We start from the raw sequence: 24,291 nt of genomic DNA, 5'->3' as shown, positions 1-24,291 counted from the left end.
TTCTCTATTCTACATCCCAACAGAGGTTTACACAATCCTTGAAACGGTCTCTAGAATATAACCGCTGCAGCCTTTTCTATGTTCCTGCTTTTACTTTTGGAGCGCTTTTGTGATTTCTGCGATATACAGCGTATGGTAATCCTTTTCAGGATACCATTTTCCATCCGATTCCCGGTCGATGAAACAGTCCGGGTCGTATTTCTGGGCATATAGCTTGCGGCATACAAGCACAAGGTCCGCCTCTTCAAAATACGGCGTTTTTCCGTCGTGCAGCACGGTCAGGCCGGAGGCCTTGATCTTGTCCTCATCCCGTCCCGAAACCGTTCCAAAATAATTCAGCGTCTTACGGTAGCTTTCATCCAGAAACGCAAGTGAAAATGTATCTGCCGCATCAACGAATTCCTTCGTATACCGGGTGGGACGAATGACGACAAACGTCACATTCTTTCCCCACATCACGCCCATGCCTCCCCACGAGGCTGTCATTGCGTTTACCTTTCCTTCCTTTTCACCTGTGACAAGCATCCAGTCCTTCCCAATCATCGTAAAAGGATTTCCTTCAAGCTTCATAAGCTCCACTTCTTTAAATTCCGGCATCTTCCTGTCCTCCTGTCAGCCAATTTTCCGCCGCGTGGGACCTTTTTTCGGTTCCGGCGGCAATTCGTCCATTACGTCGTCTATCACATCCTGCGGGGTAACCTCGGACTCTTCAAAAATTTCCTCCCGCTTTTCCTTACGCCGGAACAAGGGGCTTTTCTCTCTTTCCTGCGTTTTTCCAAGAAGCCTGCGCTGCGAGCGCGTCATTGGCTCTTCCGGCTCATCCGCATACTTTTCAAGGAAATCCATGGAAGGCTCAAGCGGCCTGCGTTCTTCTTCCATCGGCGCAACCACACGCGTTGGTTCCTCCTCCGCCCCCATTTCTTCCGGCGCTTCCCCATATGCCAACGGCCCGGAAACCGGCTCCGGTTCTTCGGCACGCCATAATTCTTCCCCGGCGTCCTCTTCCGTTTCCGGCACCTCCGGTTCTTCTTCGGCAACCGGTTCCGGCTTCGGCTGCGAATTTCCAAACACCGGCGTTTCGATCTGTTCCGTAACGACCTCAACCATTTTCCGCGGAAGCCTGCGCGGGATATCCGCTTCGCCGCCGCTTCCGTGCGCGGTATCGGCGGCAATATAGTCGACAACCATCGCATTCATTGCCTGGCCGATATGGTTTACGGTATCCATTGGCGTCATGGAGTATTCCCCCTCCTGCTGCGCCGCAAGCTCCCCTGCCATCCCGGCAATATAGACGCCGGTAAGCGCCGCCTCGTAAACGTCCTTGCCCTGCGCGAGCAGCCCGCCGATTACACCGGTGAGCACATCGCCGCTGCCGCCCTTGGCCATGCCCGGCGTGCCCACGCACAGGAGCGACGCATTCCCAAACTGGTCTGCGACGATCGTCGTGCTTCCTTTCAGGACAAGCGTTACGCCATACTCAACCGCAAAATTCACCGCGGCTTTTACCGGGTCTTTGAGGATTTCTTCTGTCGGCAGCCCCGAGAGCCGTGAAAACTCCTTTGGATGAGGGGTAAGGATTACCTCTCCCTGTTTATTTTCCAACAGGTCCAGATGCCCCGCAAGCGCGTTGAGGCCGTCTGCATCCACCACCTTGGGCAAACCGCATTCCATAATAAGGTTTCCCACCACTGCGGTCACGTCTTCATTTACGCCCAGGCCCGGGCCGACCGCAATTGCCGTTTTTCCCTGTACAAGCTTTTCCAGGGAAGGAATTGCTTCCTTTGTCAAAACGCCGTTTTCACCTGCGATTTCAAAGCATGTCGCTTCCGGCACATTCTGCTGCAGGACGCCGATCACATCCCCGCAGGACGCCGCCGTTACCAGGCCCGCACCCGCGCGGGACGCGGCGCGCGCGCTCAGCACTGCGGCGCCCGCCATGCCGTAGCTCCCCGCCACCAAAAGCAGTTTTCCATAGCTTCCCTTATTGGAATCGAGCGGCCGTTCCCCGAGGCACATATCCGGATCGTCACTTTCATATGCGCACACCGTAGATTGCAGCGGGATATCACAGCCGTCGTCGACGCCGATCCTGACGACCCGCAGCTCTCCCGCATATTCGCGGCCCGGATAGAGGAAATGGCCGATTTTCGGATATTGGAAGGTCACCGTGATATCCGCGCGGACCGCCGCCCCCATGACGGCCCCCGTTTCCGCGCTGATTCCCGACGGAATGTCTACGCTCACCACAAGCGCATCCTGTTCGCTTAGGAACTCTACCGCGCTGCGGTAAATTCCCTCCACATCCCGTGAAAGCCCCGTTCCGAAGATTGCGTCCACATAAATTTCCGCTTCGGGCAGCGCTTCAAATTCCTCTTTATTGGTGACAACCGTATAATATTCCTTTGTTTCCTTAAAAAACGCAAAATTTTCCGCCGCATCCCCCTGCAGGGAGGACGGATTCCCCATCAGCACAACCGTTACGTCATAGCCGTTTGCGAGCAGGATACGCGCGACCGCAAAGCCATCCCCCCCGTTGTTTCCGGTACCGCAGAACACCTGCACGCTGCACGGCTCCGTTTCTTCACGAATTGCTTCATATACGCTGTGCGCGGCGTTCTCCATGAGCAGGATTCCCGGAATTTTCATCCGTTCTATCATATAGCGGTCTACCGCCCCCATTTGTTTTGGTGTAAGCACTGTTCTCATTTTGCCTGTTTCTCCTTTTCCAGTATAGCGATTGCGCTGGCCGTTTCTTCCGTGTGCGTGATGCTGATATGCATGGACGCTTCCATCGCAAGCGAACCGTGCAGCACGGCATAGGGCGCGCCGTTTTCCTGATGCAAAATTTCGATATCTGTAAGTTTTGCGTCTATGATGCCAAGCGAGAGGGCCTTTAAAACCGCTTCCTTCGCACAGAACATTCCCGCCGCGCTTTGGGCGGCAAGCCTTTTTCCATCCAGGTAACGCCTTTCGTTTTCAGTAAATACCCGATTCAAAAAAGCCTCCCGCTTCATCGCATTTTCCATGCGCGCAATGCGGAGGCTGTCGATCCCTACGCCAACAATCATAACGTTTCCTCCACCGCAAGGACGCTGTTGATAACCGCCCGCCTTGTCGCTTCGATTGCGGCGGTAATCAATATATTCATATCCGCGGCCCGGCTTCCATAGGAAAGCGAGAATATTGTATCTCCATCCACCATGGTATGGATCGGATCAATCGATTTGGCAAGGCCGTCATGCGCAACCTGCGCGAGCTTTGCCGCCTCGTCCTTCGTCAGTTTTGCATTGGTTGCAACCACGCCGATCGTCGTATTGCGCCCCTTCATGAATTCCGTTTCCACTTTATTCTCAAGCATATATTTTGCCGTATTGATATGCGTGCCGTTTTTTTGCGCCCCGGCAAGCACCCTGCCATTTTCGATTACGTCGCCAAAGGCGTTTACCCCCACGAGCGCCGCAACAATTACCCCGCCGGGTAGCTGCAGGCTGGCGGTGCCTACGCCGCTTTTCTGCGCATGCTTCATGCCCAGGACCTTGCCCACCGTAGCGCCCATCCCGACGCCGACGCTGCCCTGGGGCACCTTGGTGCAGGCGTTGATGCACGCCGCATAGCCCATACCGGCATTCGGGCGGATATCGCTCCGGCCATAGCCAAGGTCATAAATGACAGCCGCCGGAATAATCGGCACGACTGCGTCTTCCGTCCGTACGCCCATCCCCTGCTGTTCGCAATAAATCATTACGCCGTCTGCCGCGGCAAGGCCAAAAGCGCTTCCCCCCGCAAGCAATACCGCATAGCATTCCTGTACAGCCTTGCCCTGGGACATAAACGCGGTTTCCCGCGTCCCCGGCGCGCTTCCGCGCACATCCACGCCGCATACCGCCCCATTGGGCGCAAGGATCACGGTGATCCCGGTATGCCCCGCGGTATCCTGCGCATGGCCGGCCAGAAGGCCCTGAATATTTGTAATACTTCCGCTGTACATAAAAAATCTCCGTTAAATATATTGTTCCATGCCGCGAACGGAAACCTCGCCCGCCATAAAAGCCTGCGTTTTCCCGTCAATATCAAGGAGCAGCTCTCCCTGCTTTGAAAAACCGCTGCAGACGCCCGTAACGGTTTTATTCCCGCTTAGAACTTTAATTTCTTTTCCTATTATAACACTATTTGCGCAATATTCATCAAAAATCGCGTCGATTCCCTGTAAAATATACCGTTCGCAATATGCGCGCACATCGTCGGCCATTGCGGCGGCAAGCCTTACCCGGTCCTGCTTTTTCCCCGACGCCATTCGCAGGGATATCGCTTTTTCCGCGACCTCCCCGTCAAACTCCCGCTGGTTGACATTGAGGCCCATACCGCAGACGATGTATTCCACACGGTCCATATCCGACGACATCTCCGTTAAAATCCCGCACAGCTTTTTCCCGCCGAACACAACGTCGTTCGGCCACTTGATTTTCGCCTCGATGCCGCAGGTCCGCCGGATCGCGCTGACCACGCCGAGCGCGGCGGCAAAGGTGACCGCGGGGGCTTTCGGCGGCTCAAATTCCGGGCGAAGAAGCATGCTCATCTGGATTGCGTCTCCCGGACAGGAGACCCAGCCCCGGCTGAGCCTGCCTTTTCCTTTTGTTTGCAGCTCCGCGATATAAATACTTCCATGCGGCGCGCCTTCCCGCGCCATTCGTTTGGCATACTCGTTTGTGGAATCCACTTCGCGGAGCCAGACAATATCGGCCGCCCGCTGCGTAAAAAAGCCGACATAATCCGGCTTCAGCAAATCCGGGAGCGCCACAAGGCGGTAACCCCGTTTGGTGTGCGCCTCGATTATGCCGCCTTCATCCTTAATCGCCTTGATATGCTTCCATACGGCGGCCCGTGAAATACCCAGGGTTTCGCTGATTTGTTCCCCGGACAAAAAATCATCCGCAGTAAACAGCAGTTTTAAAATTTCTTTTCTCATTCCTCTTCACACCTTTGGAGCGCGCGCCTGACTTCTTCGTATTCAAAGCCCCTGGCCATCAGTGCGCGTATCATTTTCTGTTTCGCTTTTCCCGGTTCTTCATTGCGGTACTTTTGTTTCAGCCTGGCGACATATCCGTCAAGCACCGACGCTTCCTGCCCGGCCCCTTTTGCCGCCTCTTCCGCGATATCGCGCGGGATTCCTTTTTGCATAAGCTTCTGCACCGCAACGCGCTGTCCGTATTTCCCGAGAAGTTCCTGCGCGTACAGCTCCGCAAATTCCCGGTCGTTGAGGTAGCCGATTTCTTTCAGCTTTTCTACCGCCCCTTCAATGCAGTCCTGCGGAACCTCTTTTTCGCGGAGCTTATCGCGCAGCTCCTTTTCCGTCCGCATCCGGTAGGAAAGGAATTTCATCGCGCACGCAAGCGCATATTTCGCCCCGTCTTCGCGCAGGATGCGCTCACGCTCTTCCCCGGAAATATCCGCGCCTATTTTGAGGTGGTTCGCAAGGGCCGTATCAATATAAACGGCAAACGCAAATTCATCGTCCACATAAATATTGATGCGGTCTTGATTGCGCTTTCCTTTTTGCATATCCGTAATTTTACCCATAGATTTATTATACTGGAAAGCCCCGGAATTTGAAACAAATTTGCATTTTTTCCCATTATTTTGTAAAATAGCGGTATGAAAAAATGGATTGGAATTTTACTCCTCGCCTGCTTTGTAATCACCCTTCCGGTTATTGCGGCGGCAGAAGGGGATTCGGCAATTAAACAGCACGCAACGGGCGACGAGGTGGCGCTGGTGCAGATGCGGCTGCGCGATCTTGGGTACCTGAACTACCGCCCTACCGGGAAGTTCAGCGACATGACGGTGGAGGCCGTTAAACGGTTCCAGACGCAAAGCGGCATTGCCCCGGACGGCCAGGTTGGCGACGCAACCTACCAGGCTTTGTTTTCCAGCGACGCAAAACGCGCGCCGATCAGTTCTTCCATAAAAAAGGTGTCCGGGCCCGCCTATACGGGTACGGTGCAAACAAAGGGAGAGCTTCTTTCCTGGGAAAACATCGATCCGCTGATTCCGGTAGAAACACAATTTTCCGTACAGGATTTCAATACCGGCAAGACCTTCCAGCTGATCCGTACGGGCGGGGTTAATTGCGCTTATGTGGCGACGCCTTCTCCGGCGGATTACGATACGTACCGCGCCATATTCGGAGGAGGCGATACATGGGAGCACCGTTCCGTTCTCGTCAGTGTGGACGGGCATACCTATGCGGCGTCCCTGTTTGGTATGCCTACAGGTGGAGACGACCTTTACGGAAGCGGAATGCAGGGGCATACGTTCCTGTATTTCAACAACAGCAAGACGGATGTTTCCGCACTCCCGGATGAAGAGCATATCCAGGCGGTGGTCCGCGCCGGGCAGTAGGCATGGGAAACAAGCAAGGACGGCCATAAAGGCCGTCCTTTTTTTACGCATTGCTGCTTTTCTTTTTTATTGCCGCAGCACCGGCGCCCAGACCGATACGCTGCCGTCCCCTGATGAAAAGGCGGCGTTTCCGTCTTCGCCGACGGTAACGACTCCCTTGCGGTTTCCAAGGACATCGTAAAACGTCCTGCCCGCAAACCGTTCCCCCACATACATCGTCTTTTCACCGCCGACCTCGTTGCTCATGACCACGGCAAGGCCCGAACCCGGATGGGCTTCGTCCCCTTCCCGCGTCCAGCCCACAAGGTGCGGGTCGTCAAAATAATCGTGCTGGGCTCCATACGCCAGCAGTTCCCGCGCCTTAACCATCGGGCGGAGCCATTGCCGTTTGGGCGCAATGCCGTGCGTCGGGATTCCGTAATAATCCCCGTAAAATACGCAGGGATATCCATCCTCCCGCAGCAAAATCAACGCATATGCCAGCGGCTTGAACCAATCCTGCACCCACGACTCCAGGGACTGCCCGGGCTGCGTATCGTGGTTATCCACGAACGGCACCGCCAGCAGCGGATTTTCCCGCACCAGCGTACGGTCAAAAACCGTGCGCATATCAAAGGCGCTCCCGGAATCCGCCGCATCGCGGAAACGGAAATGGAGCGGCACATCGAACAGGGAAAGGGTCCCCCCGGTAATATCGATATAATTAGAAAGCTTCCCTACGTCCCCGTTCCAGTATTCCCCGACCGCAAACAGCTCCCGGCCCGCCTCCTTGCGGAGCTCCGCAAGCCAATGGCTGTAAAAGGTAAACCGCATATGCTTTACCGCGTCGATCCGAAAGCCGTCGAGGGGAACTTCGCGGAGATACCATTTTCCCCATTCCGTAAGCTCCCGGACCACCTCTTCATTGCTCAGGTCGATGCTTGCGCCCATCAAATATTCAAAATTCCCGAATTCCTTATCGACTTCATCCTGCCACTGTTTTCCGCGAAACTGGAAAATGGAGGACCGTCCCGTTTTTTCGTCACGGTCAATTGCCGCAAAATGTTCGCTGTTCCACCTGAAACCGGAATAGGCTCCGTTCCTTCCCGGAAAATCAAATTTCGTCCACGCGGAAATCATTTCTTCCCCGCTGACCTGCTCATACCGGTTTTCCTGGGCGAACTCGCATGCGGAAACCTCCTCGAGGCCGTCCGCACCCATTTTATGGTCAAGTACAATATCGGCGTAAACCTGCAGGCCCGCCGCATGAAGCGCGTCTACCGCGCGCAGGTATTCTTCTTTGGTTCCGTATTTTGTGGCAACGGAGCCCTTTTGGTCGAACTCGCCAAGATCGTACAGGTCGTAGACGGCATAGCCGACGTCGTTCGCCCCGCCGCTGCCCTTGTAGGCGGGCGGAAGCCATACTGCGGTAATGCCGTCGTCCGCAAGCTCCCCGGCTTTTTCAGCCGCCTGTTTCCACAGGATTCCGGCGGGAAGCTCCCACTCGAAATACTGCATCATGGTTCCGTTTTTTTCGGTGTTCATACAAAAGTCCCTTCATACAAATCCCACCCGGTTATCTTTCTGATAAACAAAAACGGCGCATTGCTAACTTTTCTTATAGTACCACTCGTTCACCTGCGCAAATACCTGTCCCTGGCGCGGATTTTTAATATCCGTCAGGAGCTCGCTGCACACAATGGAATTCATCCGGTAGTAAAGGCCGATCTGCGGGACGCGTTCCGTAAGCAGCCTTTGCAGCTCGCTGTAATTGGCTTTGATATCCTCTTCCCTGAACGCGCCGCGCGCCGCATCGATCGCGGCTGTGATCTCGGCGCTGTCCACCCCGCCGTAATTTGCGGAACCGCCCGGCTTGAACATAAAGCCGACATCCGGGTCCTCATCCAGATAAAAGCTGCACAGCGCGAGGTCGAAGTTCTTGGCCTGCAGGCGGTCGTAATACTCCTGCTGGTTCAGTTCCTCCACCGTAACCTCGACGCCTACCTCTTCAAGCTGCTTTCTAATTGCTTTTGCAGCCTCTACCCTATAGTATATCTCCCGGTCGTCGGGCACGATGAGCGAAAGCTGGAGGATATTTCCCTCGCCCTCCATGCTGCTCCGGTACCCTGCTTCTTCAAGCAGGGCGCGCGCCGTTTTCAGGTTTTCATCCTGGTTATATTTGGAATCATACGCATAAAAATCCGGAGAAATGGGCATATTTGCCGGCACGCCATGACCCATGAGCACCGTTGAAATCAGCTCGCGCCTGTCAATTGCGTAGGAAAGCGCCTGCCGCACCCCCGTAATTCCCAGCGCCGGATTGCCGAGATTGGGCACCAGGCAGTCGTAGTAATTCGTCATATAATCGATTACCTGCGTTTTCCCCGCAATTTTATATTTCCCTGCGTACAGGACGTCCGTCGTGACGAAATCCAGGACGCTGGTCGATACCGCTTCCAGCTTTGCCGTACTGCCGGTCATCGGCTTTGCCACGATCGTCGGGATATTGGGCCTGCCGCCCCACCATGCTTCATTTGCCGTAAGCACCATTTCTGTGCTTGAATCGAAAGAATCGATCCGGTAGGGACCCGTTCCGGCCGTTTGCCCGTCGTCCCGGAGGAATTCGTTCATAACGGGAAACGACATGAAATAAAGCGCTTCCACGCCCGGCTTTGTCATCGTCAGCCTGACCGTGGCGCTGTCCACCATTTCGATGCTCTCGACCAGGGAATTATACTGCGCATAGCGGTTGGTCTGCGGGATTTCCACGACCGGCGATTCCTCCGGGCTTCCCGACGCGTCCGGCGAACCGGTGGGGCTGGCTTCGGGGGTGGGCGCCGTTCCATCCGGCTCGTTCGTTCCTTCCGGGTTGTCCGGCGCCTGCGTTCCCTCCGGGTTTGGTTCCTCTGGAACGGGAGCGTCAAACTGCGTGCCCGTAAGCCCGCCGACCTGCCCGGCGCTGTATACAATATCTTCAGCCGTGAGGGGCGTATTTCCGTCCGTAAACATAACGTTCTGGCGCACCTTGAAAGTATATACCCGGCCGCTTTCGTCCACCTCCCACGACTCGATCAGGCAGGCTTCCGGCTGCCCCTCCGCGCTGATGCGTATCGCCGGTTCATAGATCAGCGAGAGCAGGTTCACGAGGTCCTCGTCCGTCGCGGTAAGCGGATCGAGCGAGCCGGTGTCCGCCGGCATGGCAATAAAAAGGTCGCCGCCGGATTGCTGGCCTGCGCCCAGGACGGCGGAAGGAGCAGCGGACGACGACGCCTCTTCTTCCTTTGTTCCATTCGCCAAATTTCCGCACGCGCACAATGCAAGCGCCATGCAAACGAGCAGGAGCGCGATAAACTTCTTACCCAAGCTCGTACAGTTCCTTGTATTTCTCATATGCTTTCGTCACCTTTTTGACATAGTTGTCCGTTTCCCCATAGGGAATATTTGTCAGGTTCGTTCCGTCATCCGAATACCGGGGGTCCGCAAGCCATTCCTTGACCTTGTTGTGGCCCGCGTTATAGGCCGCCATTATGACCGGAAGCGTATCAAAACGTTCCTGCAAAAACTGAAGATACCAGCAGCCCATCTCTATATTTGTTTCCGGGTTCAAAAGGTCGTTCGCTGTAAAATTCTCCAGTCCGAGCTTCCCGGCGATCCATTCGCCTGTTTCCGGGACCACCTGCATCAGGCCCATAGCGCCCGCACCCGACACCGCTTCCGGATCAAAGCCGCTTTCCGTATGGATAATTGCGGCGACAAAATAGGGATCGAGCCCATACCGGTCCGAATATTTCTCAATCAGGTCCGCATATTCCAGCTTATATTGGTTCCGCTCAATTTGCGGCATCAGCACAAAGATGCAGGCCAGAACCACCACGGCCGCGACGGCGATACAGATGACGGCGACGACCGCTTTGTTCACGCCTTTGCGGCGCTTATAATCCATTCTTCCCATAAAAATATTCCTCAACCTGTTTTCTTAATTGTTCCAGTGTCCCGTCGTTTACCAGCACAACATCCGCATGCGCCAGCAATTCCTCTTCCCGGGACTGGCTTTTGAGGCGGTTTCCCGCATGCGTTTCGTCAATGCCGTCCCTGCTGCGGATGCGCTCCAGCTTTTGCGCATCCCCCGCGCGCACAAGCCAGATTTCATCGGCGTCACGCGAAAGCCCCGCGTCGACCAGCAGGGCGCAGTCGATCACCACCGTGTCTTTTTCGGACTCCCGCCTGCGCCGCCGCACCTCCTCGAGCACAAGCGGATGCAGAATCCCGTTCAGGCGCATGAGCTCTGCATGGTCGGCAAACACATGGGCCCCAAGTTTATGCCTGTCAAGCGCGCCGTCTTCCCGGAAAAACTCCGGTCCGAACGCTTTCCTGACCGCAAGGTAGCCCGCCTGCCCGGGATCGCATATCTCCCGCGAAATTTGATCCGCATCAATGACCTCTGCCCCGAGCTCCTTCAAATATTCCGCAACCGTGCTTTTCCCCGCGCCGCTGTTTCCCGTAAGGCCTATGGTACGTTTCATTTCGCTTCCGCCCACGTCTTTCCCTGCGCCACATTCACCCGGAGCGGTACGCTCAGTTCCATTGCATTCTCCATACAATCCCGCAGCAGCCCGGTGACGGCTTCCGCTTCGCTGTCCTTTGCGTAAAGGATCAGTTCGTCGTGTACCTGCAATACGAGTTTCGATTCATATTTTTGTTCTTTCAGCGCTTTTTCCACCCGGTTCATGGCAATCTTGATAATATCCGCGGCGCTTCCCTGGATGGGCGTATTGAGCGCCGCCCGCTCGCCAAAGGAACGAATATTGTAATTTCCCGAGGAAAGCTCCGGGATATACCGGATGCGTCCGCACAGCGTGCGCACAAAGCCATCCTCGTGCGCACGGGCAATGATTTCGTCCATGTATTTTCGGACCCCGCTGAATTCTTCAAAATACCGCGCGATGTAGTCCGCCGCCTGTTTGCGCGTAATGCCGAGGTTGCGCGCCAGGCCGAAATCGCTGATGCCGTATACGATGCCAAAATTAACCGCCTTGGCGCTTGCGCGTTCCGCGGGGGTCACCTCTTCAATTTCCTTGCCAAGCACCTCGGCCGCCGTCCGCGCGTGAATGTCCTGCCCCTTCATAAACGCGTCCTTCAGGTGCTTATCGTCCGCAATTGCGGCAAGGATGCGCAGCTCGATCTGGGAATAGTCCGCCGATACGATCTTATAGCCGTCCGGCGCCACAAACGCGCTGCGGATATCGTTTGCCATCGCGGATTTGATTGGGATGTTCTGCAGATTGGGTTCCGCGCTCGACAGCCTGCCCGTTGCGGTCGCCGTCTGTAAGAAGGTCGTGTGGATGACCCCGCCCCGGATCATGCCGATCAGGCCGTCGATATACGTGCCCTTAAGCTTGGTGAGCGCCCGGTATTCCACAATATAGGGAATGATCGGATGCTTGTTCTCCAGCTTTTCCAACACCTCGATATCCGTTGAGTAACCCGTTTTTGTCTTTTTCACAACGGGCAGCCCGAGTTTCTCAAACAAAATTTCCGCAAGCTGTTTGGTGGAACTGATGTTGAATTCCTGCCCCGCAAGCTCAAAAATTTTCGCGGTAAGCCCGCTGATTTCTTTATCGTATTTTTCCCCAAGCTTCGCAAGCTCGTCCCCGCTGACGCGGAAGCCTTCTTCCTCCATGTCGTAAAGCACCCGGAGAAGCGGTTCTTCAATTTCGTACATGACGTTTTCAAGCTCCGTGCGCTCGATCTCGTCCCGCTGGCGTTCCGAAAGCGCGAACAGCCCCGCCGCATTCTCTTCCATCTCCGCCCGCTTCATGACGCTGGCAAGATCGTATTTGGAATAAGAAGGATTTAACACCCACGCGCCGAGCATGGTGTCGTAAAATTCATGGAACAGGCTTCCCCATTCGTGCATCAGCGCCTTCACATCGTGCGCAATTACTTTTTTGTCCGCCAAAAAGGGCTTTAACCCACGCAGGACGTCGTTTAAGTCATATCCCTCGTCGAGCAGGGTTTGCTTTAAAGGAATTACATATTCCGTTTCCCCGTCGATCGCGAGGCGCACGCCGTCTTTTACGAGGAAAGCAAATTCATAGGCGTCGTCCAGGAGGCTCAATTCCTGCGGGGAAATTGTTTCCGTTTTTACCGTTTTTATTTTTTCGCTCCCGAGGTCAAACCGTTTCAGGAACGAAGTAAACCGGTATTGCTCGCTCACCGAACGGAGGCCGTCCATATTGAAACCGGCGAAGCGGAAATCATCGAGGCTTTTTTTAAGCGGCATATCCGTTTCAATCGTTGCCAGGTCCTTCGACATAAACGCGGACTCTTTTCCTTGGACAAGCTTTTCGTGCAGCTTGTTTTTGGGGAGTTCGTCGATGTTCCCGTAGAGCGCTTCAATGGTCGGATATTCGCGCAGCAGCTTCAGGGCCGTTTTTTCGCCGATTCCGGCAATCCCGGGGATATTATCCGAAGCATCCCCCATCAGCGCTTTCAGGTCCGGTATCTGCGCGGGCGTAAGGCCCATTTCCTCCATCAACGTTTCTTTCGTCATCAGCTTGGTTTCCGTAACGCCTTTTTTGGTGAGCACTACGCTGATATGGTCGTCAATCAGTTGAAGCTGGTCCTTATCCGCAGTAAAAATATAGGAAGGGATGTTCCTTCCTTCCGCCTGTACGGACAGCGCGCCGATAATATCGTCCGCTTCATAGCCTGCCTGGTCCACCCAAGGCACCCCTACGCGCCCGAGCGCGTCCTGGAGCATGGGAATTTGCGCAAGCAGCTCGTCCGGCGTTTTGCGCCTTCCCGCCTTATAATCCTCATATTTTTTATGCCGGAACGTTTTCTCGCTTCGGTCAAAGGCAACCGCAACATAAGTCGGGCGGTATTCCTCCACCACGTGGAAGAGCATTGTAAAAAAGCCGTACATTGCGTTCGTCGGCCTTCCCTCTTTATCCTGCATCGCCAATGGCAGCGCCCAATAGGCCCTGAAAACAAGGCTGTTCCCGTCAATTGCAAGCAATGTATCCGCCATGAAAATCCTCCTTAAATGCCGCATTGCGGCGCTAATATTCTATCATGTTCCAGGTCTAAAATCAAACTGCGCCCGGCCGTTTACGCCGGATATGCGCCATGATCCTGTAAAAACTTTTTAAACTTTTTCCATCTTTTGCTTCCATAAAAAAATGCCGCCTCTTCCATAGCTTTGGAAAGGGCGGCGGATATCCCCTTCGGGTTACATGATAATCATGGCGAAAAGAACCGTTAAAATCCCGGAAACGCCAATGGCAATGCCGCTCATGGCGCCCTCAACCTCCCCGATTTCGAGCGCCTTTGTGGTGCCGAGCGCATGGCTGCAGGTTCCGATGGCAACGCCCGCCGCGATGGAATTATCCACACGGAACAGCTTAATGAACGTCGGCGCGAGGATCGCCCCGACGATTCCCGTTACCACGACCGCCGCAACCGTAATGGAGGGTTCCCCGCCCAGTTGAATGGAAACATCCATTGCAATCGGCGTGGTGACCGATTTGGGGATCAGGGAATGCGTAAGCACTTCGTCAAGCCGGAAGAGGCTGCACAGCCCGTATACGCTTCCCATCGATACAAGCGAACCGACTGCGCTGCCTATGATGATGGGAAGGAAATTCCGTTTCAGCAGCCACACCTGCCGGTAAATGGACAGGGCGAGCGCCGCGGTTGCCGGAATCAGGAAAAACGCGATGAAATCCCCGCCCTTATTAAACGCTTCAAGCGGGATATGGAAGGCAAGCAATATTACAATAATGAGCGCAATCGCGATCATCAGCGGATTTGCAATGGGGGATTTCGTTTTGCGATTGATCCAGAGGCCTACCGCATAGGTCCCGACGCACAGCACGATGCCAAAGAAGGGAGAGCTTATGAGTTCATTCATACCGCTTGCCCTCCCGGATTTTTTTCTGCACCGCCATAACCGCCTTGACCGTATAGGCCGTTGCAAGGAAAGTAAGGACCGTCGTCACAAAGCAAATCAGCAAAAACGGCAGCAGGTAATTTTTCAGGAGGTCGAATTGCTCCATGATTGCCACTCCTGCAGGAATAAAGAAAAATGCCATGTTTTTCAGCAGGAAATCACCAAACCGTTCGATATGGCGGGGTTTGATACACTTCGTAAGCAGTAAGGCAAGCAGCAGGATCATGCTGATGACGCTTGTTGGAATTGCAATCGGGATCACTTCCGAGATCAACTCGCCCGCAAGGCAGACCGCGAGCACAATCCCTACCTGAAATAAACTTTTCACTGGCTTCCTCCCATGTTGCTAAAATAATCCCTATGGCATTATAGTCCTCTTTTACCCGGGGAACAACCCTTTTTTGGCGAAGTTTCCCCAAGGCGGAAACGGCAAAAAAATATCCCGCATATAAATGCGGGATATTTTCCTTTGCTATTTGATAATATAGGTTCCCGTAACCGTTGCGGAAACTTCAATTTCCTGCGGGCTGACAGGCGTCGCGCCGCCGGCCCTGGAGCCCGTATCCATTGCGGCGGCTTCCGCCGTCATATACGGCTCCGCGCTGTATCCGGCGCTGCCTTCCGTGATGGAAGCCGGACGGACAATGGCATAGCCGCCCGCCTGCGCTACCGCATTGGCCTTGTTTCCCACATTTTCCATCGCCTTGGCCAGTGCCTCCATATAAACGGAATCCCTGTCCGCAAGGTCGAACGAAAGCGAATAGGTGGAATTCGCGCCTGCCGCAACCGCAGCGTCGATTACCGCGCCTACGGTATCAATATCGCGTATTGTCACGCGATAGGTGTTTTCCACCACCGTCTGCTGCGGATTCTCATAATCTTCATAGACGTTCAGGCTTTGCGTTTCAAGGTCGTCTTCCGCCACTCCCTGTGCTTTCACCGCGCCAAGGAACGACTGTGTGATCCGCGCATTTTCTTCCTGCGCCGCCTGTGCCGTAGCGCCCGTCGTGCGCACGCCGATGCTGACATAGGCGATATCCGGCATTTTTTTTACGGATTCCGTCGCGCTGACCGTCAATGTGCTGTCAGTTGCTGCCGCGGCAGCGGACGCCGTATCCGTCATTGCCGGGGATTCGCTCGCAATATCCGGCGTTTCCGTGACCGCCGGAGCGGCGCTTTGTGTCGCCGCAGGCGTGGGCGTGGGTTCCGCGCCCGGCGTGACCGCGCTGCTGTCGCAGCCGGCTAAAACAAGGGCGCCTGTTAAAACCACCAGAACAACCAGTATCCATTGCTTTTTCATTGGCATTTAACCATCCTTTCCCGTGAGCCGCATTACCTGTTCGATTTCTTTTTTTGAACCGGCCATAATATAGAAACCGGCGCGGGTCGAGCTGTCTTCCACACTGGAAAGATTCTCCCGCTTTACCGGGCTTTCCTCAATGATACCCCGGGGACAATGCGCTTTAACAGCTTTTAGGGCCTCCACATCCTCCTGCGAAAACAAGAACCTGATTGCCGCCGCTTCATAATGCGGCCCTGCCGTCATATCAAGCGGTTTTCCAGCCGCGGCATCAATTACCATTCCAAGAAAGTCATATCCTGTCGAAAGGGGCACCAGGTGGGAACCGATACAGTCTCCGCCCATACGCGCCCCGATCTCAATGATATGCGCATCGCCGTCTTCGGATAACCGGAACTCCGCATGCGACGCACCCGTTGTAATCCGAAGCGCATCCAGCGCCTGGAAAATTTTCTCCCGGATTCCGTCCTGCCATTCAGGCGGAATATCCGCCGGCTCGGTATGCCCCGTCTCGATAAAATGCGGCGGCCCCGTCGTTTCCTTTTGGGTGAACGCCAGGAAGTGATGCTTTCCCCCCTCGGAAATACATTCACAGCTGTATTCCGGCCCGGAAATCAGTTCCTCCGCAATCGCTTTTTTTTCAAACGAATATTCAATTGCCGCGCGCGCCGCTTCCCTGGCCTGTGCTTCGGTATGTACCTCTGCAATTCCGCGGCTTCCGGAGCGGTCTGTCGGCTTTATAATAAAAGGAAACTCTAAATCAAGGCCAACGACGCTCTCCGGCGTTTCCAGCAGCGCGAATTCCGGTGTTTGCACGCCCGCTTTTTTCAGCGCTTTCCGCATTTGGTATTTGTTCGTGGAACATTCCGTGCATTTTTCGTCATTGCAGGGCAATCCAAGCTTTTGCGCGACATAGTTCACCGTATGCGTCGCCAGGTCGGAAGCAATGGTTACGACGGCATCCGGCGCGATATTCCGGCACTGCCGAAAAATGGCCTCTTTGTCCACAATGCTGACCGGATAGAAAAAATCCGCGGTACGTTCCCCGATATCTCCGCTTTTCCACGCAAATACATGCGTTTCATATCCCATTTCCTTCGCGCGCATAATCAGCGGATTTTGGAATTCCCCCGCGCCAATAACCACAATTTTTTTCATACAAGGGTCTCCCGGTTCCTGTAAAACTCGCGTATGGCGGAAACGACATAGTCAACATCGTCTTCCTGCAATTCGTAGTACATCGGAAGGCGCAGCAGCCGTTCGCTTTCGCGGGTCGTATACCGGTCTTCCCCGGCAAACACGCCGAACCGTTTCCCCGCCGGGGCGTTATGCAGGGGAATATAGTGGAAAGCCGTTTCTATATACCTGCTTTTCAGGAAGGAAATAAGCTCCGTACGTTCCTCAAGGTCTTTCGCCTTGATATAAAACATGTGGGCGTTGTGCGTGCAGCCTTCCGGGATCACCGGGAGCTCGATCAATCCTTCCTCCGCCAGCGGGAGCAGGCCGTTATAGTAACGCTCCCAGCTTTTCATGCGGTCGAGGAGGATTACGTCGGAAATTTCAAGCTGCCCCAGCAGAAAGGCGGCGTTGATGTCGCTGGGCAGGTAGGAGGACCCGCAGTCCATCCACGTATACTTATCAACCTGTCCGCGAAAAAATTTGCTGCGGTTTGTGCCTTTTTCACGGATGATTTCCGCCCGCTCCGTATACCGGGAGCCGTGGCACAGAAGCGCGCCGCCTTCACCCATACTGTAATTTTTTGTTTCATGGAAGCTGAAACACCCGAAATCCCCCAACGTTCCCAGCGGCTTCCCGTGGTATGTGGATTTTACGCCCTGTGCGGCGTCTTCCACAACCATGAGGTTATGGCGCCTGGCAATATCCGTAATAGCCTCCATTTCGCAGGCTACTCCCGCATAATGTACGGGCACGACGGCCTTCGTTTTTTCGGTAATCGCCTGTTCAACCAGCGTTTCATCAAGGTTCATGGTATCCGGCCGGATATCCACAAACACAATTTTCGCGCCGTGCAGTACGAATGCATTCGCGGTGGAAACAAAGGTATAGGCCGGCATAATCACCTCGTCGCCCGCTTCGATTCCGCACAGCATGGCCGCCATTTCAAGCGCGTGCGTGCACGAGGTCGTCAGGAATGCATTGGATATCTCACAATTAAGCTTGATCCACTGGCTGCACCGTTGGGTAAACTCCCCGTCGCCGCACGTATGCCTCCGGAACACGGCTTCCTTGATATACCTGAAACTATTGGGCCCGCACGGCGGGACATTGAAGCTTATCATTTCAAATTCCTTTCAATTTATGGATAAAGCGGCAGGTAAACGCCGATGAAGACGTAAAGCGTAATCGCCGTAAGCCCGGCTGCGAGGAAAATGGCCGGCACCGCCGCGCCCTTGCCCTTGAAAATCCATTTCAGTATTGTTTCAATCCCGATGGCAGTAAACAGCATCAGCGGAATCAGCATCGACATAACATACCTGCCCTGCGGCTGGAAATCGCTCGTATAGGAATAATATATGCTGAGCGCCACCGGGACGATCATGGTAAGAAGCATGCAAATACCCGCCAGCAATTTTTTCCCTCTGTTCGCATCACGTTTTCTCAGGACCTGGATAAAACGCGCGACACATCCAACCAATCCTGCCAGAAAGATAACTGCGTACACCTTATAAATCCATCCCGGAATCAATACGCTCATTGAGCCGAAAACGCCGATAAAGCTGTAATAGGTGGTCGCCGCCCATTCCATATTCCAAAGCATGCCGATCAGGGGAATCCCCTTCTCCTGAATGGTCAGCGCAGTGGATGGCTTCAGCTCGTCTATCGCATACAGTTCTTTGTAATGCTCCGTGATATTCAGTCCCAGGAAATCGCCGTTGTAAATGATATAGCTGCGAATAAACCACCATGCGGCGATGGCTGCAAACAGGCCCGCAACCACGTAAATTTTCGTGCGGAAACGACGGTCCCTCCATCGCGCGCGGTCCATCGCAAGATTGGAAATAAAAAACAAAACGACGCTTGCGAGAAGCCAGCCGTAGGCATTATAGTACGACATTGCGCACAGGCCCATGCCGACCCCGAGCAGGATGCAGCTTTTCATCGGCCATTTATATTTCAGCCCCAGCACCCACGCGTAGAACATAATCGCCGTTGAAAATACCGCAAAGCAGTCGTTGTTAATATAGCTGCCCAGGAACACAAACTGCGGAAGAAAGGCAACCAACGCCACAAACAGCCACCGGATCGCTCCCTTTAACAGTTCCCGGGAAATTTTTATGGAAATCCATACTGTTGCCGTCGCACTCAGCACGCTCACCATTCGGGCCGCCATGAGAAGTGCAAATTCGTTGGTTGTAAACAGGCTGGCGATCTTCATGAAGCCCGCGCCGATTATTTGCGGCAAAATTGGTGTGAAGCCATAAGAAATGCCCCACAGCGGGTCCCGAACCAAAGGGTCCGCGCCATGCGGCAATGTTCCGTATTGGTATATAAAAGCCGGGATTTTATAGCGCATTGTTTCATCCGGCGCCACATTTGGCGGTAAAACCAGGCTCCACAAATAATAGAACACGAAAACAAGCGCAATAAAAATCAAGTGCTCCTGCCTGACCACATCCCCAAACGAACGCTTCCGTGACGCCAGCTCATTCATGCCGCTTCACCTTTTCAACGATGAACACCGGCCGGTTCCGTGCCGCGTCAAAGGTACGCCACAGGTATCCGCCCAGGATTGCCATCGCCAGCATGGCCATGCCAAACAGCAGGAATAACAGCAGGATAACCACCGCAAGGCTTCCGGGCGGCGTTTTCGTAGCAAGGCTGTAAATCAAATAGCAAACCAGCCATACAAGCGAGACCGCAAACGATATGCCGCCCACAACGCTGATTGCCTTCAGCGGAACGGTCGAGAAACCCAGCAGGGAATCCGCCGTCAGCTTTACCTTTTTGGAAAAACTCCACCGGGACTTCCCTGCTTTACGCTCGAGCCGCGTATAACCCACCTGGGCGGTTTTAAACCCGCTCCACAATATCTGGCTCATCAACGACGTATTGAGCTCGTCCATGGAAACCAGGACATCGATCACCTTGCGGTCGATCAGGAAGCTGTCAAAACCGCCTTCCGGCATGCCCGGCAGCGCATATTTGCGCATCATGGACGCATACCGGTTGGAAAAAAAGCGCTGCATGGCAGGCTCGTTCCGGTCTTCCCGAACGGCCAGTACCACGTCGTTTCCTTCGTTATACTTTTCCAGCAGGCTAAGGATCAATTCCGCAGGCTCCTGCGCATCCGCCGATTTTTTGACGGCGCAATCCCCGGTGCACAGGTTAAGCCCGGCCAGAAGCGCCGCATGCTCGCCGAAATTCCGCGAAAGCTTTACAAGCGTGATACGGCTATCCTGCGCGGCAAGCTCTTCCATAATACCGTATGAGCCGTCCCCCGAGCCGTCGTCAACCATAACAATTTCGTATTCACAAGGCAGGATGCCAAGCACTTTTTCCTTCATGCCCGCATACATGTCCTTCAAATTTTCTTCATTGTAATAAACCGGAATAATTATCGATAATTTTTTCATAAAATATTCATTTGCTTTTCCGGGCAACAGAAAAAGCCCAAACTTCCCCCGTTTCGCATTAATCTTAAGACACATTTTTCTGCCGGGCCTTGTTTCAATCCCCTTGCCCTGTTTCTATTCTACCGCATTTTGGTGACAAAAAGCACCCCTATAATCTACTTTAATAAAAATTTAACAAATAGGGCCCGTTTGCTTTTTATTGGGTATTACCCCGCCTGTATTGTCCTGAAACCGGAGTTCGAAATTCCGGAACCAAAAAAGGCCGGGAAGAGGATTCTCCTGCCGGCCTTTTGAGCTTATTTCCCGGTGACCGCGCGGGTGATCTGGTCGTACACCCACTCCTTTTCCTTGCTTTGGATCGGGAGCTGTTCCCAATACTTATCGATCATGGAATAAAATGTATTCACAGACAGGAATTCATCCGTCAGTACGCGAACCGCCGTGTCGGCTGCCTGTGAGAAATAGGCGATGGCATTTTCCTTGACCCACAGGTTGACCTCCGGAAGGAAGGCCGTCGTGCCATAGGGCAGCAGCGCCACCTCCACGGTGGGGTTATTTTTAATTTCATCCATAAAAATTTTGATTTCCCGCGCAATATATTTGCTCGATATCTCCGCTTTCCTTCCAAGCAGGGACGAAAAAACCGGCGTTTCAACCTTATGCGACGGAAGCAGGGAATGGATATATTCCATGCTGAAAATAATACGGCTGAAATGGTTCTCCGACAGGAACTTCTTCGAATTTGCATTGCAGGTCCGGTAAAAACGCATTACCTTTCGTTCTTCCGCAGGCGTAAGCTCGAGCTCAAAAATAACGTTTTCAATCGTCTCTTTGCTGATTGTGATGAAGGGCGACGACGCGACATTGACATATTGGTTCATATCTTTTTTTAGGAACTCGGCTATTTCATTCTCCTTAAAATCATCACACAAATCCTTATGGCTGAGCTGTTTCATCAGCGGCTTAAAGCTCTTCAGGTGATTTTCCAGATAGAAATCAAACTGTGCCACCGTCATGGGATCGTCATACACCGCGGTATACATATCCGCCGTGTTGTCATTGTGATTGGTTCCCACCAGGGCGAGTTTTCCCTTGATTGCATAGATGTAGCAATAAAAAGGAACTTCTGTGTCGTACGTATAATATGCCTCCATCTGCGGCGATAACAACATGGGAAGCCAATAGGCCGACATATTGTAAATTTGCTCTGCCGGACGGTTCATATAGAACATTGTCTTGAGCTTATGTCCCTTCTTCTGCGCGTCCAGGAACAGCTTTTGGGAGGTTGAAGAATGATGCGAACCGGAGTAAAAGATATGCGAATCCGCATCATAGCCCCAGATGGTTTCGCCGCCCGGAAGGGAATCCGCCACCTTCAACAGGTACAGGATTGCCTCCCGCTTGCCCGAGGGACCCTTGTAAATTTTATAGGAAGCGTTATACAGGCTGTTCCCGTTATCCGGTTCCTTGAATTTTTTTTCAAAGTCTTTTGATACAAGCCAACGGGCAACATATTCGTACAGTTCATCCCTGCTGTTGATTTCCACATCGTCAATAGAGGAAAAAAAGCGCTCTAACGTTTTAATTCCCTGCTGTTCGTTGATATCCAGAATGGCATCCACAATGTCGCTGAAATACTGCGATTTCATATTGAGCTCTGTGCGCCCGTTTTTCCATCTGCTGATAATCGTCCGGTCTACATGGACAGCCTTTGCAAGTTGGGTTCCCTGGATATACAGCATATCCATTAAATACGCAAGTGGTGTTACCAGTTGTTTTGTCATGTTTGTTATTCCCTCTTTTAAAATTCACCTTTTCATTAATATATAAACCGGACTCCCGCAGTGAAATATTAAAAAATGAAAAAAGCGAAAAAAAACTCGTTTTATTATTGGCGGAACCGTGCTATTCGATCACTCCGAGCGATAATTTCCAGCACAATACGCGCCCTGCCGCCTCATCGATCCGCTCCCCGCTGATCGAGCCGTCTCCAAGCGCATCCAGCACCGCCTGGTACTGTTCCTCAAACTGCGAGCTTAAAATGAGGTCGTTTCCCGCCCGTACGGCCAGCACCGCCGCTTCGCCGACGCCATATTCGTCCCGGATGGCATCCATATAAAGGTCGTCTGTCATAATGACCCCCGAAAACCCGAGGTCGGAACGCAAAATATCGTGCGCCTTTTCCGACAGCGACGCCGGATATTCCCCGTCAATACATTCTACAATATTATGGCATACGAGTATACTGCCGGCATTTTCTTCAATACCCGCGGCAAAAGGCAGGAAATCGCTTTCCAGGAAGGAGCCGTAATCCCGCGTGTCGTGCGCGATGCCCGTATGGGTATCCGTATTGGAGCCATAGCCCGGAAAATGCTTGAGCGTACAGCCAATCCCGCTTTCATTCATCTGCCGGACAACCGCCGTCACATAGCCCGCGGTCTCTTCGGCATCTTTCCCGAAAGCCCGCTTATAGATAAAATCATCAGGATTTACGGATACGTCGCATACCGGGGCAAGGTTTACATTGATGCCGAGCCCTTTCAGCACCTCGGCCTTCCCGGCCGTGTCGCTGACGATGCGCTCCATTCCTCCCTCGCTGTAAAGCTCCTGGGGGGATAAAAACGGATCGCTGCACAATTCCTCATATTTACTGACGCGGTTTACCGTTCCGCCCTCTTCATCGACGCCGATCAGCATTCCAAGCCTGGAAACCTGCTGGCAGCTTTCGATGCTCCCGATTACCTCATCCCTGGATTTTCCTTTGAAATCGCGGTCGAACAGGATATATCCCGCCGGTTGGTATTCTTCGGCAACCGCGGCCGCATCCCCTTCCGGACAGCGGGCAAAAAACATCTGCCCCACCTTTTCCTCCGTGGTCATGCCCTGCAAAATTTCTTCCGCGCGGCCTGCGTATAAATTAAAAGGCGGGTTGGGCGCGTCCTGCGTAACCTCAACGTCCCGCACAATAGGCTTTGCGCCGCTTTCCATGTACGTTACCCGGACGGTATCCCCCGGCTTAACCGTACGTACCAGGGGCACGCCGGAATCCTCCCCGCTGAAGGAAAAGGACTGCCGCGCCCCGTTGTCATTTTCCAATGAAAACCCGGTATCATCCGCGGCCAGCACCGTTCCGGCAGCCGTCTTCGTTTCCGGCTCCTGTGGTTCCGGGGAAGGAGAAGGACCGGAGACGCTGTCCACGGGCGCGGAAACCACCGTTGGCGCCGCCGTTTCCTCTGCCTCCTGTACCGCACATCCCGCCATGATAAAAAGTCCGCACAGAAACACAGCCGTGATTGTCTTTTTCATTTCATATCCCCCACAAGTATGTGAATGCAAAAAAGCACATATTGCCTTACGAAATAACCGCCAAAGAGCCGCTCCCTCCGTGTCGTCCCGGCACGCCGTGGCGCGTTGGTGAGGACAACACAATAAATCGAAGGCACAGGGCCGGAAAGGCCGCCGGATGTTTTCCGTTTACCGGAAAACAAGAAGAAGCGGACTTTCCCCCGCCGCGGCCCCTTAAGGTTCAACAGATTCAGGCGGAACGGGGCCCCTGCAAGCCCGAATGGTTTGCCCATGGAAAAGAACAGCGGCGCCACAAAACAAACGGGCCATGCGTTTGCATGACCGTTGTTAACGCCGCTTGCCGCGCCCCCCGCCGAACTCGAATGGAGCGTTGGCGAAATAAGTTTAGCGGGAAAGAGGATGCCTGACGCTCTAAACGAGAAGCGTTTAGCAAGCGGAAGGTATGCACAGCAGGAGCAGCGCAGCAGACAAAAACCCCGCGCATTTGCGCGGGGTTTCGTCCGCGGAGCTTACTCCGACGTGGTGCCGAAGGTGGGAATCGAACCCACACGGTATTGCTACCACAGGATTTTGAGTCCAGCGCGTCTGCCAGTTCCACCACTTCGGCATGGAAAGTCGACCTACAAATAATAGCATGGCAAATGAAAAAAGTCAATTGGTCCGGCGGGCGATCTGTCCAAAACTTTTAGTCCTTCGTCACATGGACTTCATGCCGTTTTCACATAAAACTTCCATACTCAGAATATCGCAATAATGAA

At 53.7% G+C, this 24,291-nt stretch carries 21 protein-coding genes and 1 tRNA gene; 1 reads left to right on the top strand and 21 read right to left on the bottom strand.

Annotated elements, in window-relative coordinates; all coding sequences use genetic code 11:
• Positions 1–90 precede the first annotated feature (90 nt).
• Genes BBD38_RS08925 through BBD38_RS08900 form a run of 6 tightly spaced genes read right to left on the bottom strand, consistent with a single transcriptional unit; the run spans position 91 to position 5,577 of the window.
• Positions 91–597, bottom strand: coding sequence for a flavin reductase family protein (locus BBD38_RS08925; protein ID WP_066686996.1), 507 nt, complete (start codon positions 595–597; stop codon positions 91–93).
• A gap of 15 nt (positions 598–612) precedes the next feature.
• Complete coding sequence (locus tag BBD38_RS08920) at positions 613–2,706, bottom strand: bifunctional ADP-dependent NAD(P)H-hydrate dehydratase/NAD(P)H-hydrate epimerase (protein WP_066686994.1); 2,094 nt, start codon at positions 2,704–2,706, stop codon at positions 613–615.
• Positions 2,703–3,068 (bottom strand): holo-ACP synthase, encoded by a 366-nt coding sequence (gene acpS / locus BBD38_RS08915; RefSeq protein ID WP_066686992.1) that lies wholly within the window; start codon positions 3,066–3,068, stop codon positions 2,703–2,705. The genes BBD38_RS08920 and acpS overlap by 4 nt, the downstream gene beginning before the upstream one ends.
• Positions 3,065–3,988, bottom strand: a complete 924-nt coding sequence (locus BBD38_RS08910; protein ID WP_066686989.1) for a P1 family peptidase — start codon at positions 3,986–3,988, stop codon at positions 3,065–3,067. The genes acpS and BBD38_RS08910 overlap by 4 nt, the downstream gene beginning before the upstream one ends.
• Positions 3,989–4,000: 12 nt before the next feature.
• Positions 4,001–4,966 carry a biotin--[acetyl-CoA-carboxylase] ligase gene (locus BBD38_RS08905; protein WP_066686986.1) on the bottom strand — a complete coding sequence of 322 codons (966 nt, stop codon included), beginning with the start codon at positions 4,964–4,966 and terminating at the stop codon, positions 4,001–4,003.
• Positions 4,963–5,577 carry a RecX family transcriptional regulator gene (locus BBD38_RS08900; protein WP_066686983.1) on the bottom strand — a complete coding sequence of 205 codons (615 nt, stop codon included), beginning with the start codon at positions 5,575–5,577 and terminating at the stop codon, positions 4,963–4,965. Before BBD38_RS08900 ends, BBD38_RS08905 begins: the two co-directional genes overlap by 4 nt.
• Positions 5,578–5,652: 75 nt before the next feature.
• Here BBD38_RS08900 and BBD38_RS08895 point away from each other — a divergent pair, with 75 nt between their 5' ends.
• The gene (locus BBD38_RS08895; protein ID WP_066686980.1) at positions 5,653–6,399 is read left to right on the top strand and encodes a peptidoglycan-binding domain-containing protein; all 747 of its coding nucleotides are present in this window, start codon (positions 5,653–5,655) and stop codon (positions 6,397–6,399) included.
• Between the two features lie 66 nt (positions 6,400–6,465).
• On the opposite strand, the gene BBD38_RS08890 is transcribed toward BBD38_RS08895, so the two are convergent.
• The 15 genes from BBD38_RS08890 to BBD38_RS08815 form a co-directional block, all read right to left on the bottom strand.
• The gene (locus BBD38_RS08890) at positions 6,466–7,923 is read right to left on the bottom strand and encodes an alpha-amylase (protein ID WP_066686977.1); all 1,458 of its coding nucleotides are present in this window, start codon (positions 7,921–7,923) and stop codon (positions 6,466–6,468) included.
• A gap of 63 nt (positions 7,924–7,986) precedes the next feature.
• Positions 7,987–9,768, bottom strand: coding sequence for an ABC transporter substrate-binding protein (locus tag BBD38_RS08885; protein WP_082989577.1), 1,782 nt, complete (start codon positions 9,766–9,768; stop codon positions 7,987–7,989).
• Positions 9,734–10,330 (bottom strand): lytic transglycosylase domain-containing protein, encoded by a 597-nt coding sequence (locus BBD38_RS08880; protein ID WP_066686971.1) that lies wholly within the window; start codon positions 10,328–10,330, stop codon positions 9,734–9,736. Before BBD38_RS08880 ends, BBD38_RS08885 begins: the two co-directional genes overlap by 35 nt.
• The gene (coaE, locus tag BBD38_RS08875) at positions 10,311–10,901 is read right to left on the bottom strand and encodes a dephospho-CoA kinase (RefSeq protein WP_066686967.1); all 591 of its coding nucleotides are present in this window, start codon (positions 10,899–10,901) and stop codon (positions 10,311–10,313) included. Before coaE ends, BBD38_RS08880 begins: the two co-directional genes overlap by 20 nt.
• Positions 10,898–13,411: a DNA polymerase I gene (gene polA, locus BBD38_RS08870; RefSeq protein ID WP_066686964.1), complete on the bottom strand. Its 2,514-nt coding sequence runs from the start codon at positions 13,409–13,411 to the stop codon at positions 10,898–10,900. The genes coaE and polA overlap by 4 nt, the downstream gene beginning before the upstream one ends.
• Positions 13,412–13,612: 201 nt before the next feature.
• Positions 13,613–14,293, bottom strand: coding sequence for an LrgB family protein (locus tag BBD38_RS08865; protein WP_066686961.1), 681 nt, complete (start codon positions 14,291–14,293; stop codon positions 13,613–13,615).
• Entirely contained in the window at positions 14,286–14,660 is a 375-nt protein-coding gene (locus BBD38_RS08860; RefSeq protein WP_066686958.1) for a CidA/LrgA family protein, read from the bottom strand. Before BBD38_RS08860 ends, BBD38_RS08865 begins: the two co-directional genes overlap by 8 nt.
• Positions 14,661–14,804: 144 nt before the next feature.
• The gene (locus tag BBD38_RS08855) at positions 14,805–15,632 is read right to left on the bottom strand and encodes an SIMPL domain-containing protein (protein WP_172807808.1); all 828 of its coding nucleotides are present in this window, start codon (positions 15,630–15,632) and stop codon (positions 14,805–14,807) included.
• A 6-nt stretch (positions 15,633–15,638) separates the two neighbouring features.
• Positions 15,639–16,790: an ATP-grasp domain-containing protein gene (locus BBD38_RS08850; protein WP_066686952.1), complete on the bottom strand. Its 1,152-nt coding sequence runs from the start codon at positions 16,788–16,790 to the stop codon at positions 15,639–15,641.
• Positions 16,787–17,932, bottom strand: coding sequence for a dTDP-4-amino-4,6-dideoxygalactose transaminase (gene rffA / locus BBD38_RS08845; RefSeq protein ID WP_066686949.1), 1,146 nt, complete (start codon positions 17,930–17,932; stop codon positions 16,787–16,789). The genes BBD38_RS08850 and rffA overlap by 4 nt, the downstream gene beginning before the upstream one ends.
• A gap of 17 nt (positions 17,933–17,949) precedes the next feature.
• Positions 17,950–19,305 carry an ArnT family glycosyltransferase gene (locus BBD38_RS08840; RefSeq protein ID WP_066686945.1) on the bottom strand — a complete coding sequence of 452 codons (1,356 nt, stop codon included), beginning with the start codon at positions 19,303–19,305 and terminating at the stop codon, positions 17,950–17,952.
• Positions 19,298–20,227 carry a glycosyltransferase family 2 protein gene (locus tag BBD38_RS08835; RefSeq protein WP_066687067.1) on the bottom strand — a complete coding sequence of 310 codons (930 nt, stop codon included), beginning with the start codon at positions 20,225–20,227 and terminating at the stop codon, positions 19,298–19,300. The genes BBD38_RS08840 and BBD38_RS08835 overlap by 8 nt, the downstream gene beginning before the upstream one ends.
• A 296-nt stretch (positions 20,228–20,523) precedes the next feature.
• Positions 20,524–22,011 (bottom strand): hypothetical protein, encoded by a 1,488-nt coding sequence (locus BBD38_RS08830; RefSeq protein WP_066686943.1) that lies wholly within the window; start codon positions 22,009–22,011, stop codon positions 20,524–20,526.
• Positions 22,012–22,132: 121 nt separating this feature from the next.
• The gene (locus BBD38_RS08825; protein ID WP_082989575.1) at positions 22,133–23,533 is read right to left on the bottom strand and encodes a glycoside hydrolase family 3 N-terminal domain-containing protein; all 1,401 of its coding nucleotides are present in this window, start codon (positions 23,531–23,533) and stop codon (positions 22,133–22,135) included.
• Positions 23,534–24,053: 520 nt separating this feature from the next.
• A tRNA-Leu gene (locus BBD38_RS08815) sits at positions 24,054–24,140 on the bottom strand.
• Between the last annotated feature and the right edge of the window lie 151 nt (positions 24,141–24,291).

This window comes from Christensenella intestinihominis, from assembly GCF_001678845.1.
Classification (GTDB): Bacteria; Bacillota; Clostridia; order Christensenellales; family Christensenellaceae; genus Christensenella; species Christensenella intestinihominis.
This window is presented reverse-complemented; position numbering and strand designations above follow the sequence as displayed.

Excerpts from the sequence above, each read along its gene's own strand:
- BBD38_RS08830 (WP_066686943.1), bottom strand. The coding sequence starts at position 22,011 with ATGACAAAACAACTGGTAACACCACTTGCGTATTTAATGGATATGCTG.
- BBD38_RS08905 (WP_066686986.1), bottom strand. The coding sequence starts at position 4,966 with ATGAGAAAAGAAATTTTAAAACTGCTGTTTACTGCGGATGATTTTTTG.
- BBD38_RS08920 (WP_066686994.1), bottom strand. The coding sequence starts at position 2,706 with ATGAGAACAGTGCTTACACCAAAACAAATGGGGGCGGTAGACCGCTAT.
- BBD38_RS08855 (WP_172807808.1), bottom strand. The coding sequence starts at position 15,632 with ATGAAAAAGCAATGGATACTGGTTGTTCTGGTGGTTTTAACAGGCGCC.
- BBD38_RS08910 (WP_066686989.1), bottom strand. The coding sequence starts at position 3,988 with ATGTACAGCGGAAGTATTACAAATATTCAGGGCCTTCTGGCCGGCCAT.
- BBD38_RS08925 (WP_066686996.1), bottom strand. The coding sequence starts at position 597 with ATGCCGGAATTTAAAGAAGTGGAGCTTATGAAGCTTGAAGGAAATCCT.
- rffA (WP_066686949.1), bottom strand. The coding sequence starts at position 17,932 with ATGATAAGCTTCAATGTCCCGCCGTGCGGGCCCAATAGTTTCAGGTAT.
- coaE (WP_066686967.1), bottom strand. The coding sequence starts at position 10,901 with ATGAAACGTACCATAGGCCTTACGGGAAACAGCGGCGCGGGGAAAAGC.
- BBD38_RS08895 (WP_066686980.1), top strand. The coding sequence starts at position 5,653 with ATGAAAAAATGGATTGGAATTTTACTCCTCGCCTGCTTTGTAATCACC.
- BBD38_RS08850 (WP_066686952.1), bottom strand. The coding sequence starts at position 16,790 with ATGAAAAAAATTGTGGTTATTGGCGCGGGGGAATTCCAAAATCCGCTG.
- polA (WP_066686964.1), bottom strand. The coding sequence starts at position 13,411 with ATGGCGGATACATTGCTTGCAATTGACGGGAACAGCCTTGTTTTCAGG.
- BBD38_RS08900 (WP_066686983.1), bottom strand. The coding sequence starts at position 5,577 with ATGGGTAAAATTACGGATATGCAAAAAGGAAAGCGCAATCAAGACCGC.
- BBD38_RS08865 (WP_066686961.1), bottom strand. The coding sequence starts at position 14,293 with ATGAATGAACTCATAAGCTCTCCCTTCTTTGGCATCGTGCTGTGCGTC.
- acpS (WP_066686992.1), bottom strand. The coding sequence starts at position 3,068 with ATGATTGTTGGCGTAGGGATCGACAGCCTCCGCATTGCGCGCATGGAA.
- BBD38_RS08885 (WP_082989577.1), bottom strand. The coding sequence starts at position 9,768 with ATGAGAAATACAAGGAACTGTACGAGCTTGGGTAAGAAGTTTATCGCG.
- BBD38_RS08880 (WP_066686971.1), bottom strand. The coding sequence starts at position 10,330 with ATGGGAAGAATGGATTATAAGCGCCGCAAAGGCGTGAACAAAGCGGTC.
- BBD38_RS08835 (WP_066687067.1), bottom strand. The coding sequence starts at position 20,227 with ATGAAAAAATTATCGATAATTATTCCGGTTTATTACAATGAAGAAAAT.
- BBD38_RS08825 (WP_082989575.1), bottom strand. The coding sequence starts at position 23,533 with ATGAAAAAGACAATCACGGCTGTGTTTCTGTGCGGACTTTTTATCATG.
- BBD38_RS08890 (WP_066686977.1), bottom strand. The coding sequence starts at position 7,923 with ATGAACACCGAAAAAAACGGAACCATGATGCAGTATTTCGAGTGGGAG.
- BBD38_RS08840 (WP_066686945.1), bottom strand. The coding sequence starts at position 19,305 with ATGAATGAGCTGGCGTCACGGAAGCGTTCGTTTGGGGATGTGGTCAGG.